General features: G+C 39.8%; 9 protein-coding genes and 2 pseudogenes. 8 read left to right on the plus strand and 3 right to left on the minus strand.

Features of this window, described 5'->3' with window-relative positions:
• Positions 1-252: 252 nt before the first annotated feature.
• On the plus strand, positions 253-4,407 hold the full coding sequence (locus C8K15_RS12140; protein ID WP_108586669.1) for a S8 family serine peptidase: 4,155 nt from the start codon (positions 253-255) through the stop codon (positions 4,405-4,407).
• A gap of 114 nt (positions 4,408-4,521) precedes the next feature.
• Here C8K15_RS12140 and C8K15_RS21415 read toward each other — a convergent pair whose 3' ends face one another.
• Entirely contained in the window at positions 4,522-4,626 is a 105-nt protein-coding gene (locus tag C8K15_RS21415; RefSeq protein ID WP_108586670.1) for an IS3 family transposase, read from the minus strand.
• A gap of 88 nt (positions 4,627-4,714) precedes the next feature.
• Positions 4,715-4,927: pseudogene (locus C8K15_RS20820) on the minus strand (IS5/IS1182 family transposase); the annotation flags it as partial.
• 393 nt (positions 4,928-5,320) lie between these two features.
• On the opposite strand from C8K15_RS20820, the gene C8K15_RS12150 reads away from it, so the two are divergent.
• Entirely contained in the window at positions 5,321-9,586 is a 4,266-nt protein-coding gene (locus tag C8K15_RS12150; protein WP_108586671.1) for a S8 family serine peptidase, read from the plus strand.
• A gap of 28 nt (positions 9,587-9,614) precedes the next feature.
• Positions 9,615-10,006, plus strand: a pseudogene (locus tag C8K15_RS12155) (hypothetical protein); the annotation flags it as partial.
• Between the two features lie 45 nt (positions 10,007-10,051).
• Here the strand turns inward: C8K15_RS12155 and C8K15_RS20610 are convergent.
• Entirely contained in the window at positions 10,052-10,237 is a 186-nt protein-coding gene (locus C8K15_RS20610; RefSeq protein ID WP_199224111.1) for a hypothetical protein, read from the minus strand.
• A gap of 227 nt (positions 10,238-10,464) precedes the next feature.
• Here C8K15_RS20610 and C8K15_RS12160 point away from each other — a divergent pair, with 227 nt between their 5' ends.
• The 5 genes from C8K15_RS12160 (at position 10,465) to C8K15_RS12180 (ending at position 14,105) form a co-directional block, all read left to right on the plus strand.
• Positions 10,465-11,418 carry a TRM11 family SAM-dependent methyltransferase gene (locus C8K15_RS12160; protein ID WP_108586672.1) on the plus strand — a complete coding sequence of 318 codons (954 nt, stop codon included), beginning with the start codon at positions 10,465-10,467 and terminating at the stop codon, positions 11,416-11,418.
• A gap of 82 nt (positions 11,419-11,500) precedes the next feature.
• Positions 11,501-11,953 (plus strand): GNAT family N-acetyltransferase, encoded by a 453-nt coding sequence (locus tag C8K15_RS12165; protein WP_158268309.1) that lies wholly within the window; start codon positions 11,501-11,503, stop codon positions 11,951-11,953.
• Between the two features lie 40 nt (positions 11,954-11,993).
• Positions 11,994-12,389, plus strand: coding sequence for a DUF1761 domain-containing protein (locus C8K15_RS12170; RefSeq protein WP_108586674.1), 396 nt, complete (start codon positions 11,994-11,996; stop codon positions 12,387-12,389).
• 184 nt (positions 12,390-12,573) lie between these two features.
• Positions 12,574-13,707 carry an MFS transporter gene (locus C8K15_RS12175; protein ID WP_233260477.1) on the plus strand — a complete coding sequence of 378 codons (1,134 nt, stop codon included), beginning with the start codon at positions 12,574-12,576 and terminating at the stop codon, positions 13,705-13,707.
• Positions 13,708-13,790: 83 nt separating this feature from the next.
• On the plus strand, positions 13,791-14,105 hold the full coding sequence (locus C8K15_RS12180) for a TFIIB-type zinc ribbon-containing protein (protein WP_108586676.1): 315 nt from the start codon (positions 13,791-13,793) through the stop codon (positions 14,103-14,105).
• Positions 14,106-14,122 lie beyond the last annotated feature (17 nt).

The raw sequence follows: 14,122 nt of genomic DNA on the forward strand, positions 1-14,122 counted from the left end.
TGCCATTTTTATACGCAAAAGATGAATGATTAAATAAAAAGTCGTGGAGTAGTGCTTTTGTTTTATACTGGTATAGAACCAATAACAGCAACATTTACATCCTATGTTTAATTTTCAGAAAAGTGGAAATATGGGATGATGAAAGACGGAATCGAGTTAACTAGTTTCTTGGGTTCTTCTTTAAAAGACTTGGTTGTAAAAAATATAAGTTAAGAGAGAAAAAACAATTACAAAAGGACAAGGGGATGCGGTATGAAGAGGGAAAAAATCAGTAAGATTCTTACAGGAACGCTAGCTGTTGGCATGTTATTATCTCAAGGTGCTCCATATAACGTATTGGCGAAAAGCCCGTTTGAGCTGAAATCGGTTGATCATGCGGAAGAAATTCTAAAGAACCTGACTACGGAACAAAGAAAGGCATTAGAGCAATTAGAAACAAATACAACCTTTACCATTTCACCAGATATTGATGAAAATAGCACTGAATTAGTCAAAGTCATCGTCGAATTTGAACAGGCACCAGCGAAAATTGAAGTGATGAAACAAGCAGCGAAAGGAAAGAAACTATCTTCTGCTGATGCGAATGAGAAAGTGGAAAAAGCTCATAAAGATTTTAAAGCGCATGTGCAATCTTTAAAATCACAGAACAACGTCACTAATTACAAAGTGGAAGATGTAAACATCACAAGAGAGTATAAAAACGCCATTAACGGTGTAGCGATGACGTTGCCTGGTATAGCCGTACAAGATTTACTGCAATCCGGAGTAGTTAATCGTATCTTTAAAGATTACGAGGTAAAAGTGGAAACGCCGGTAAAAACGAAAGTAGCCATCGATCCTAAAATGGCAGACAGTATTCCGCAAATTGGCGTGGACAAGCTGCATGCCGAGAATATTAAGGGTAAAGGCATTAAAGTCGGTGTGCTGGATACAGGGATTGACTACAATCATCCAGACTTAAAAGATGTTTATAAGGGTGGATATGATTTTGTAGATGATGATGCAGATCCGATGGAAACAACCTACGAGGATTGGATTAATGCTGGCAAGCCAACATATCCTGGTTTAGTGTATTATACAAACCATGGAACACATGTCGCAGGGACAATTGCAGCCCAACAGAAAAACGGTGTGGATTATGCTGTGAAAGGGGTAGCACCGGAAGTAGATTTATATGCTTATCGAGTATTGGGAGTTTGGGGTGGAGGAGATACAGCGGGAATCCTTGCTGGAATCGATCAAGCGATTACAGATGGCATGGACGTCATCAATATGTCGCTCGGCGCCGCGACGAACAATCCTTTATACGCCACTTCTGTCGCAGTAAATAATGCCATGCTTTCAGGTGTGGTGACCGTCGTTGCTGCAGGTAACGCCGGACCGAACGAAAAAACGCTTGGTTCTCCAGGAACAGCGGCTCTCGGTATTTCAGTAGGGGCAAGCGATGTTTCCATGACCATTCCTACATTTAGTGGAAGCGCTTCCGCCGAGAAATTTGAAAATATGCAGCTACTAGGCAAAGACTTTTCTGACCAATTAGAAGATTTACAAGGACAATCCTTACCAATTGTATTTGCGGGACTTGGTAAAGCAACTGATTTTACCGGAAAAGATGTCAGCGGGAAAATTGCGTTGATTCAGCGCGGGGAAATTGCGTTTGATGAAAAAATCAAAAACGCCAAAAATGCTGGAGCAAAAGCTGTTATCGTGTATAACAATGTAGACGGACAAATATCTGCTTATTTAGGTGAGGGTGTAGGTTTCATTCCATCTTTCCGCGTGTCAAAAGCAGATGGCGAACGGTTAAAGGGGCTAGGGGAAGTATCTTTCAAATTCGAAACGTTGAGCAATACAAAAACAGAAGGCGATCACTTGGCTGATTTCAGCTCACGTGGACCGGTAAACGGGAACTACGATATCAAGCCGGATGTAGTCGCTCCAGGTGTGTCTATATTCTCTACAACACCGGAATTCATCAACGATCCGCAGGACGGCATTAATTACGGAAATGCCTATGTGCGAATGTCGGGCACATCGATGGCTACGCCACACGTGGCAGGTGCAGCAGCATTGATTTTGCAGGAGCATCCTGAATATACTCCTTTCGATGTAAAATTGGCACTCATGAATACTTCGGATGATTTAAAAGGGAATAATTCTGTATACGAAGTGGGCGCAGGACGAATCGATGCCTATCAAGCGGTTCATACAGATACATCCATCAAAGTATGGGATAAGACACAAAATATCGAGAATGGAAACGTCATAGAAATTGATGAAGAAACAGGTTCCATTGTATTCGGCAAACATTATAAAAAAGATGATCAACCCATTGAAGCAAGTAAAAAAGTGACGGTTCAAAACAACAGCCAGGAAGAAAAATCTTTTACACTAGAAGTGGAGTATCACGGTGAGCGTAAAGGGATTCAAGATGCAGTGAGTAACGGTGTTACAGTGGATGTGCCTTTATCGATTACAGTGGGAGGCGGCCAAATACAAGCGCTTCAGCCAAAAATGACGATACCAGCCAGCGCTGCGGAAGGCAGATATGAAGGATATATCCATGTGACCAATGCCAACAATCCGGCCGAAACCTATCAAATTCCATTTGCTGTCATGGTGACGGAAAAAGGATTTGCTTATCTGAAAACGACTAGACCATCCGTGACAAATACAACGCCTTTCTGGGAACATAATGACACAGTGATCCATGGCATCATGAAGTTAAATAGCCCAATGAAAACCATCGATGTGCTTGTAAAAGACAGTAAAACAGGAAAAGCTGTAGGGTTCATAGGAACAGCGAACACGAGTAAATTACAATTAGATGCAGAAACTTTTCTTCTTGGTGTGTTCAACGGTACGGTCTTTCCATTTACAAATGATTCTTCCAAGCCAATCAGTGATCTTCCTGTGAAGCTTCCAGAAGGCGATTATATACTGGAAATGATTGCACACGATGAGGAAGGTGGATCATATGTGGTAGACAATCCGCTTATCGTGGACAATACAGTACCAGAAGTGAACATGAATATAAAACCGGGTGTAATCGAGATCAATGATTCTATGTACACAGTAGAAGATGGCAAAAAAGCAGTGTGGCTGCATGGAACAGCGAAGGATGCGACAGTGAATCTATTACAATCTAAAGGGGTGGACGTCAATCAATCGTCCAACACTATGGCTTACTATGCAAACTCTCCATGGATAGCCGGGACCTTCCCGATTCAGTCAAATGGTGATGTAAAATTGGGAGTTGAGGAAGGTGATATTGCAACACAACCTTTAAATTTGTGGTTGAGAACGTGGGATATTGCCACGGTAGATAATATGCAAAAGTATGTCTTCTTGAAAGAAGGAACCGAATATACGACTACCAGTTATGACAAGAAAGAGTTGAAAGTCGGCGATAACTTTACGATGACACTCAGCCTTAATAATGTGAAACAGCTTGTTTCCGGAGAATTTAATGTAGAGTTCGACAAAGACTTCTTCACGTATACGAATGTGAAGCTGAACAAGGCAGTCAAACAATATGGAAATGAAAAAGGCTTACAGGTATCACTCCATAAGCCGGTTGTGACGGAAGAAGGTAGATTCCTTAATAGTTTGAACATCGGTGCTTCCATTACTGGAAATGCATTTAAAGGACTGAACGGAGATATGCCGTTCCTCGATGTAACGTTTAAAGTAATGAATGATGAAGTTTACGATATTGTTCCTGGATTTAAAGTACAGAAGGGGTCATATAAGAAATCGGGACAAATAGCAGGCACTGCCATTCCTTTTTACGGTAATGAGAATCTTAAAGTAATTTCTACACATACACAGTTGCTGGGATCCATCACGCCGGAAGCATTTGTGATAAGTAATCCAGGGCAGGGTGAAACTATGAGAAAAGTGGATTATTCAAAAATAGGAGCGCAAGTATATGCTCTCTCCAGAAGTGGTAAAAAATATAAAGGAACAATTAATAAAAATGGATCTTTCACGATCAATGATATTCCGGCTTCCGATCAAGTATATACAGCTGTTTTCGATGTTCCGGGGCATCTGAAAGCGATGAAGAAGTTCATTCCTGGATATCATGATGCAAAAGGTGAGCTACGTGGGCAATTTCTTAGAATTGGCCAGAGGAGTCTTGCAGGGGATGTGAATGGCGACAAAATGATTGATATCCTCGATATCCAGAGTGTCGTGGATGCATATGGCATGAAGGATTCATCCATCGTGCCGCAAGATCTCAATCAAGATGGTGTGGTGAACGAGACAGACATTCGCTTCGTTGAGAAAAATTTCTTAACGAAGGGACCGGATGCACCTGCCGATAAACAGCCAAAAGAAAAAATTGGCAAGAAAGGGCTGGAATACTTCCTGCGTCTTATCGGTCTTGAGCCGAAGCAATAAACATAATCTCATTAGGAAGTTCATAAAAGAACTAAAAGGGTGGCCACATAAAGAAGATGGTTTCTGTACGTTGGACTTACCCCTCTCAAGTAGACATTAATAAAAAAATGATTATTAAGCAGCCTTAGCCCTGTATTCTTGGGGGCTAAGGTTTTTTAATATCTTCTGGAGCCGTTTGTTATTGTAGAACCAAATATAGCGCTTCACCGCATGCTCCACTTGTTTCTGTTACGTAAACTGATATCGATCAAACACACTGTGTTCGATCACGAAATGATTACTGGAGCACCTTTAAGTTGTGTTCCAGCCCTGAAGAAAATAGGGAGTAAACAATATATTGACCTTTTGTTCCGACGGCGAGATGACATTTGAAGCCAAACCAGAAGACGTTCTTCTCTTCACCATTCTTTTTCCTCCATTTAGGATGAATGGGTACAGAAGAACGAAGTTCTAATAGTGGTATATCTAGTTGATCAGCAATCTATTTTTCAAACAATGGATGAGTGGCTTCTTTTTCAGTTCCGTTATCACATTTTCTTTCTTAAATGGTGCACGGTTACGGGCTTCGACATAGGTTGCGTCAAAATCGTTAGATTTCTACTCGTCCCGACTTACATAAAAATTATGCGTAAATAAAGTTCGGTAAAACACTTGACTGAACGTAAGAAAATGTCCTGTACTTTACTATTCCGCTTGAATACTAGTGATTAGAATAGTGCTTTTGTTTTATCGGGTAGTAAAACCAATGGTTGCTAAATTTACATCCTATGTTTAATTTTCTGAAAAGTAGAAATATGGGATGATGTAAGACAGAATCGAGTTAACTAGTTTCAGGGATTCTTCTTTAAAAGACTTGTTTGTAATATAAGTTAAGCTAGAAAAAAACAATTACAAAAGGACAAGGGGATGCGGTATGAAGAGGAAAAAATTCAGTAAAATCATGACAGGATCGTTAGTGGTTGGCATGTTATTATCTCAAGGTACTCCATATAACGTATTGGCGAAAAGCCCGTTTGAGCTGAATCCAGTTGAAAATGCGGAAGAGATTTTAGCGAGCCTGTCTGCAGAACAAAGAAAGGCATTAGAGCAATTAGAAACAAATACAACCTTTACCATTTCACCGGATATTGATGCGAAAAGCACTGAATTAGTCAAAGTCATCGTGGAATTCAATCAGGCACCAGTGCAAATTGAAGTGATGAAACAAGCGGCGAAAGGAAAAAAACTATCTTCCTCTGCTGCAAATGAAAAAGTGGAACAATCTCACAAAGCTTTTAAAGCGCATGTGCAATCATTGAAAGTGCAGAAGAACTCGACCGCATACAAAGCGGAAGACGTCACCATCACAAGAGAATATAAAAAGGCCATCAACGGGGTAGCGATGACGTTGCCTGGTACGGCCGTACAAGATTTGCTGCAATCCGGCGTAGTTAAACATGTCTTTAAAGACTACGAGGTAAAAGTAGATCCACAGGCAGAAACGCAAGTAGCCATTGAACCGAAAATGGCAGATAGTATTCCGCAAATTGGCGTGGACAAGCTTCATGCCGAGAATATTAAGGGTAAAGGCATTAAAGTCGGTGTGCTGGATACAGGGATTGACTATAATCATCCGGACTTAAAAGATGTTTATAAAGGCGGATATGATTTTGTAAATAACGATGCAGATCCGATGGAAACAACATACGAGGATTGGATAAAAGCCGGTAAGCCAACAGTCCCTGGTCGTGTGTATTACACGAATCATGGAACACATGTCGCAGGGACGATTGCAGCCCAACAGAAAAACGATGTGGATTACGCTGTAAAAGGGGTAGCGCCGGAAGTAGATTTATATGCTTATCGAGTATTGGGACCTTGGGGTTCAGGATCTACTGCAGGAATCCTTGCTGGAATCGATCAAGCGATTACAGATAGCATGGACGTCATTAATTTATCGCTCGGGGCCGCGACGAACAATCCTTTATACGCTACTTCTATCGCGATAAATAATGCCATGCTTTCAGGCGTAGTGGCCGTCGTTGCTGCAGGGAACTCCGGACCTAACGAAAAAACGCTTGGTTCTCCAGGAACAGCGGCTCTCGGTATTTCAGTAGGAGCAAGCGATGTTTCCATGACCATTCCTACATTTAGTGGAAGCGTTTATACGAATGAATTTGATAATTTGCAACGTCTCGGTGAAGACCTATCTCATCAATTAGAAGATTCAAATCTTAACAGCGAGGACCTTTCTCCTAAATTAGAAGATAAGAAGAAGGGCTTGTCTCACCAATTAGAAGATTTGCAACTTCTCGGCAAAGACTTTTCTGACCAATTAGAAGATTTACAAGGACAATCTCTACCCATTGTATTTGCGGGACTTGGTAAAACAAGTGATTTTACAGGAAAAGACGTCAGCGGAAAAATCGCCTTAATTCAGCGCGGGGAACTAGCCTTTGATGAAAAAATCAAAAATGCCAAAAACGCCGGGGCTAAAGCTGTGATTGTGTTCAACAATGTCGACGGACAAATACCTAGCTACTTGGGCGAGGTCGTTGGTTTAATCCCGTCTTTCCGCCTATCAAAAGCGGATGGTGAGCGGTTAAAGGAGTTAGAAGAAGGTTCTTTCACATTTGAAACGTTAGGTAATACTAAAACGGAAGGCGATCACTTGGCTGATTTCAGCTCGCGTGGACCGGTAAACGGGAACTACGATATCAAGCCGGATGTGGTTGCTCCTGGTGTTTCGATTTTCTCTACGACACCGGAATACATTAATGATCCGCAGGACGGCATTAATTACGGAAATGCCTATGTGCGAATGTCGGGCACATCGATGGCTACGCCACATGTGGCAGGTACAGCCGCATTGATTTTACAGGAGCATCCGGAATACACGCCTTTCGATGTGAAATTGGCACTCATGAATACATCAGATGATTTACAAGGGGATAATTCCGTATATGAAGTGGGCTCAGGACGAATCGATGCCTATCAAGCAGTTCATGCAGATACATCGATCAAAGTATGGGATAAGACACAAAATATCGAGAATGGAAAAGTTGTAGAAATTGATGAAGAAACAGGTTCCATTGTATTCGGCAGATATTATAAAAAAGATGATCAGCCCATTGAAGCAAGTAAAAAGGTGACGGTTCAAAACAACAGCCAGGAAAAAAAATCTTTTACACTAGAAGTGGAGTATCACGGTGAGCGCACAGGGATTCAAGATGCAGAGAGTAACGGTGTTACAGTGGATGTGCCTTCAACGATTACAGTGGGAGGCGGCCAAGTACAAGCGCTTCAGCCAAAAATAACGATACCAACCAGCGCTGCGGTCGGAAGATATGAAGGGTATATTCATGTGACCAATGCCAACAACCCAGATGAAACCTATCAAGTTCCATTTGCTGTCATGGCGACGGAAAAGGGAATTGCTCAAGTCAAAACGACTAGACCGTCCGTGACAAATACGACGCCTTTCTGGCAATTTAATGATACATCAATCAATGCCAAAGTAAAGTTGAATAGCCCAATGAAAACCATAGATGTGCTTGTAAAAGAAAGTAAAACAGGAAAAGCAGTAGGGTTCATAGGAACAGCGGACGTGAGTACAGCACCTACAGATGTGGAATTTGCTTTTTTTGGTGTGTTCAACGGCAAGGTCCATCCATTTACAAATGATTCTTCCAAGCCGATCGGTGACGCTGTTGTGAAGCTTACGGAAGGCGATTATCTAGTAGAATTGGTTGCACATGATGAGGATGGGGGAACTTATGTTTTTAGCAATCCGCTTATCGTGGACAATACAGTACCAGAAGTGAATATGGATATTAAACCGGGTATTATCGAAATCAATGATTCGATGTACACAGTAGAAGATGGCCAAAAAGCAGTGTGGCTGCATGGAACAGCTAAGGATGCGACAGTGAATCTATTACAATCTAAAGGGTTGGACTTCGATCAATCGTCCAACAAAATGGCATACAACGCAAACTCTCCATATATAACGGGGTACTTCCCGATTCAAGCGAATGGGGATGTAAAATTCGGAATCGAGGAAAGTGATATTGCAACAAAGCCTTTAGATTTTTTATTGAGAACATCTGATATTGCAACGACTGTTGGAAGGCAAAACTATGTCTTCCTGAAGGAAGGGACGGAATATACGACTTCGAGTTTTGATAAGAAAGAGTTGAAACTCGGCGACAATGTTACGATGACACTCAGTCTTAATAATGTGAAGCAGCTTGTATCTGGAGAATTTAATGTATCGGTCCGTAAAGACTTTTTTAAATTTGCGAATGTGAAGCTGAACAATACGGTAAAACAGTATGCAAAGGATAGAGGTTTACAGGTATCACTCCATGAGCCTATTGTGACGGAGGGTACAGGCTACGATAATTTGAAAATCGGTGCGTCTATTACAGGAAATGTATTCAGAGGACTGAACGGAGATATACCGTTCCTCGATGTAACGTTTAAAGTAACGGACGATGAATTTTATCAAATTCCTCTTAAATTTAATGTAGACAAGGCGTCTTATAAAAAATCGGGACAAATAGCAGACACTGCCATTCCTTATTACAGCACTGAATATATTAATATAATTCCAAAAAATACACAGGTGCCGGGAGCCATACTGCCGGAAGCATTTGTGTTAGGGGAACCAGGTTCTCAATATTTGAAGAAAGGGGATTATACAAAAATAGGTGCACAAGTATATGCTCTCTCCAGAAGTGGCAAAAAGTATAAAGGAACAATTGATAGTAAAGGATATTACAAGATTAGTGATATACCGGCTAGCGATCAAGAATATACAATTGTTGCCGATGTTCCGGGGCATCTCAAAGTAATGCGGCAGTTCATTCCTGGATATCATAATGGGAAAGGTGAGCTAATTGGCCAAAGTATTACAATGAGCCTGAAAAGTCTTGCAGGGGATGTGAATGGCGACAAAATGATTGATATCCTCGATATCCAGAGTGTCGTGGATGCATATGGTACGAAGGATACATCCATCGTGCAGCAAGATATCGATCAAGATGGTTTGGTGAACGAGACAGACATTCGCTTCGTTGAGAAAAATTTCTTAACGAAGGGACCTGACGCACCTGCCAATAAACAGCCGAAAGAAAAGATTGGCAAAAAAGGGCTGGAATACTTCCTGCGTCTTGTCGGTCTTGAGCCGAAACAATAACAAGAGGGATGTTGATAAAAGGGGAGGAATGCGAAAGCATTTCTCCCCTTTTTACTATATGGAGCTAATCGTTTCAGTGTTTTGGTCAAATCCTAAATATGAACCATTTCAAACTGAGGTTAAAAAAATTCCACTTAATGAAAAATATGTTAAAGATGCTGAGGAAAGGCTCAAGCGTTTTGCTCCTTACATTGCTAAAGTTTTTCCTGAAACAAGAAACCTAAATGGAATCATTGAATCTCCTATTGTACCCATCCCGGCGATGCATCAACAGTTATCACACATGTACAAACCCATTAGAAGGGGTTTTTATTGAAATGTGACAGCCACCTTCCCATTTCAGATTCCATTAAAGCGCGCGGCGGCATTTACGAAGTGTTGAAACACGCAGAAATGTTGGCTCTTAAACATGGTTTATTGAAGGTAAATGGTGTTAAATATGAGAGTACTAAAACAAAATATTTCTTATTTATAGCGTCGATAATTTGGCTTGTCTTTGTTTTTCTCTGGTTGAATATTGTTATTAATTATTTCCGTTAAATCCCGAGAAAATTCGTCTCGGCCATTGTCTGTGCGTGGCTTTTCCGTTTTAGGTGTTTGTGTTTTAGGCTTTTGATTGTTACTTGAAGACTTTTGATTATTATTTTTCATGATTAGATCCCCTTTCAAAATGTCCGTCTTAACGTAGTATGGATTTGAATAGCTATCTTCAAACCTCCTTCAACTGAATTCAAATTAATGTTTATTTCAATATCTTAAATAAAAGATGGAAATTGAGTATTTGTGAAAAAGTCCGTTACGAATACTCACCAATTGTTATACTTACAAGTAGCAGCTCAATTAATAATAGAAGAGCTTGAAAAAAGGATGGGAATGACTTGAATCAACTAGCTCAAACAGGTGAGTTTATTTATACATACGCTTATACCCCAGACGAAGAATCTTTATGTCACCTAGAAATGCGTTCTTTTTTTGGAATAGATACTCATTCAAAAATACTCAAAAGCTCAATAGACATTAATCCAAGCAGAAGCCCATTTATGAAAGAGCGGATTGAAGTACTATTTGACGGCGATGAGCTAACGGATATTGTAAAGCAAGTGGAAGTAATTAAGATGAATAACACAACATTTAAAGTGATTTTTGTCAAAATTAATGATTTGGCAACTGCGAAAAAAGTGGAATACCAACAAAAACGTGATATTGAGCGTGACATTGGCATGATCATTGAAGGGGAAGCAGATGTTCATCATCCGGATGTCACATTTGGTCTAGTACCGTTCGATGGTCGATGGTATTTCGGGAAATATATGAAAAGTGAACCAGTATGGTTGCGTCATTTGAAAAAGCCTCGTGAATATTCAACCGCACTTAGTACGCGTGTCGCTCGAGCAGTAGCAAATATTGCAGTCCCTATCCCTGAAGGTGTTAAAGCAATCGACCCTTGTTGCGGGATAGGCACGGTATTAGTTGAAGCCCTTTCAATGGGAATTGATATAGTAGGCCGTGATATTAATCCGCTCGTGGTGTTAGGTTCGCGTGAAAATATTGCCCATTTTGGATTGACTGGAGAAGTAGACCTTGGTCCAATAGCGGAAGTGACGAAGAACTATGATGCGACAATTATTGATATGCCTTACAATCTCTACACGCATGCTACCCCCGAAGATCAGCTTTCGATTCTCAAGAACGCTCGACCCTTTTCGAAGAAATTAGTCGTGGTTACGATTGATAATATTGACCATATGATTATAGAAGCAGGGTTTAACATAATCGACAGATGTGTTGCGAAAAAAGGGATATTTTCGAGAGAAATTCTTGTGTGTAAGTAACTCATCTTGATATAGAAACTGGGAGTCTTTTCAGTTGATTAAATATGAAAAGGTGATGACATTGGGGAAAAGTAGAATTAAAATGAAGTGTAAACTTGAAAAACAACTGATTTCCACTACTTTTCACCTTAAACCCATTACACAACAAGACATCATGAAAGTAGCTGCTACGATGTTAGAAGCTTATGAAGGTACGGTCGATCAACAAGAGGACACGTTGCAAGAAGCCATTCTTGAGGTGAACAAAATAATAAAAGACGGTTATGGTCCGTTTATAGCCGAAGCTTCTTATTGGATTGAAATGAATAACGAAGCGGCTGCTGTGATTTGCATCAATCTGTGGGACAAAAAACCGTTAATAACGGAAATTTACACAGGAAAAAAATTTCTTCATCAAGGAATGGCGAGTACGTTAATTACAAAGAGCATGAATACGCTAAAACTCATGGGGTATGATGAATTGATTCTAAATGTAACAGCTGAAAATTCGGATGCCCTACATTTATATAAAAAATTAGGTTTTGTGCAGGGGTAATTCTTTTAACAATTGAACTATCTAGGAAAGGAGGAGTTACATGTTAATCGATTGGAATGAATTTAATATAATCGCCATAATCGTTGGTGGCTTATTGTACATGGTATATGGGGGGATTTACTACTCTGTGAGACTAGGAGGAGATAAACATCCAGAGAAGAAACAAAATGAAGTAGAAGGACCAATGAAATACGTTATTTCTGTGGTAGTTGCATTTATAAGCTCATTTATTATGGCTGTTTTTGTACAAGCTACTGGGTCTAAAGGAATTGGAGCAGGTATGCTCATTGGATTTATGGTAGGTCTCATTATTACTCTTGTGTACTTGAAAAATAGATTATTTGGTCTTATGACAAAGCAATCATTCATGATTGCAGTCGGTGATCATCTAATTATCTTTACTTTGCTAGGTGCCTTGCACGGTTGGTTGATGTAAGCAGGATAATAGGGCATCTTCTCATACCGAGAAGATGCTTTTACCAATTTAATATTTTCTCATCGATGGTTTTCGACCATTCGTTTATTTTTTCGACTATTTCTCAAATTCTTCCGTTCTACGTAAGGCTTGGGATTCAGAAAGAAATTGCTCTGTTTAGAAAGAAGGAATTCCTTTGATTTTTATGTATGTTTTACTGGTAGTGGCATTTATCGATATGTTTTCACAGCTACCCGTAATTGCGCCTTTTGCTACAAGTTTAGGTGCTGCACCGATAATAGTAGGCTCGGTAATCGCGGTATATTCATTCTCCAATATGTTAGGAAATGTGTTGTCGGGAATTTGGGTAGATAAGTTTGGGTCAAAGCGTATTTTAGCTAGCAGTTTGATTCTAGCTGGTGGACTCGTTTTCTTTTATACATACGTTACTAATCCATCTCAACTATTAGCCATACGGTTTTTTCATGGATTTGCGGCTGGGTTTATCGTGCCCGCCGCATTTGCTGCGATTGGACGAAATGACGATACAGAATCTAATGGCAAAAAGATGTCTCATTCAGGAGCTGCCATCGGAATAGCAGCAATAATTGGTCCTGCAATGGGAGCAATCATTAGCAGTAGATTTGGTATTGAATGGTTATTTTACTTCATTTCTGTAGCCTTGATTTTAGTTGGATTCATTTCTCTCGTATTGATTACATCTAAACCACCTGGGGTGAAGGAATCAAACATACAAGAAGTGTCGGGATTTGCTTTTATAAAAAAACCTGATATTCAATTTGCTTATATCGCTATTTTCTTGTTGCTTCTTATGCAAGGTTTACTTACTTATGCTATGCCTTTGAAAGTGGAAGAGCTTAATCTAGCGCAAGAAATGACAGGTATATTCTTAAGTGTATTTGGCATTGTGGCTATTCTCTTTTTCATACTGCCTTCTAATCGGATGTTTGATCGAATCAATAATCGTAAATTAATGTTTAGTGGATTGTTCATCGTTTCTTTATCTGTTTTCGGTTTGGGTCTTTCAACATCTTCAAGTGAATTATTTATATCCATGATTTTCTATGGGATTGGTTTTGCCTTATTATTTCCTTCCACGAGTGCAACGATTATGAAAGGTACAAACTCTCAAAATCGAGGGAAAGCATTCGGCATTTATTACGCTTGTTTTTCATTAGGTGTCATTTCGGGGTCGTTTATAGCTGGACTTCTTGGAACATCCGCCATGTTAATTTTTACAGTAGGGGCTGCCATTGTTTTTATTAGTGGCATACTAATGTTTTTGAATTGGAAACAGATACTAAGTAATAGTTCCTGAGGGATGAGGCAGGTCAATTTTCTGAACATCGTGTTATGCTTATGGGAGAAACCATGTTCATTGATACAGAAGGAGTGATTTAGTTGAATTGTCCAGTATGTGATAATGTTCGAATGAGAGAAGTCGAAAAAGAAAATGTGATGATTGATGTTTGTCCAGATTGTAAAGGTGTTTGGCTTGATCGTGGAGAACTAGAAAAAATTACACAAGGTTTAAAAGAAGATCAAAAATCTTTTAGTCAGTCATACGAAAATGATAATCGTCCATATAGAGACGATCGAGATAAAAGAAATGATTATGATAGAGGATACGATTCTAAGTATTCAAAAGACGGATATCCACCAAAACACAAGCGAAAAAAATCAATGACCGACATTCTCGGTGATTTATTAGGATAAAATTTATAAATGAAATT

It is taken from the genome of Paenisporosarcina sp. OV554 (assembly GCF_003058165.1).
In the GTDB taxonomy this organism is placed as follows: domain Bacteria; phylum Bacillota; class Bacilli; order Bacillales_A; family Planococcaceae; genus Paenisporosarcina.

Bases quoted from the DNA above. Each gene is read 5' to 3' on its own strand.
- C8K15_RS20610 (WP_199224111.1), bottom strand. From the start codon at position 10,237: ATGAAAAATAATAATCAAAAGTCTTCAAGTAACAATCAAAAGCCTAAA.
- C8K15_RS12170 (WP_108586674.1), top strand. From the start codon at position 11,994: ATGTTAATCGATTGGAATGAATTTAATATAATCGCCATAATCGTTGGT.
- C8K15_RS12140 (WP_108586669.1), top strand. From the start codon at position 253: ATGAAGAGGGAAAAAATCAGTAAGATTCTTACAGGAACGCTAGCTGTT.
- C8K15_RS12165 (WP_158268309.1), top strand. From the start codon at position 11,501: ATGAAGTGTAAACTTGAAAAACAACTGATTTCCACTACTTTTCACCTT.
- C8K15_RS12150 (WP_108586671.1), top strand. From the start codon at position 5,321: ATGAAGAGGAAAAAATTCAGTAAAATCATGACAGGATCGTTAGTGGTT.
- C8K15_RS12175 (WP_233260477.1), top strand. From the start codon at position 12,574: ATGTATGTTTTACTGGTAGTGGCATTTATCGATATGTTTTCACAGCTA.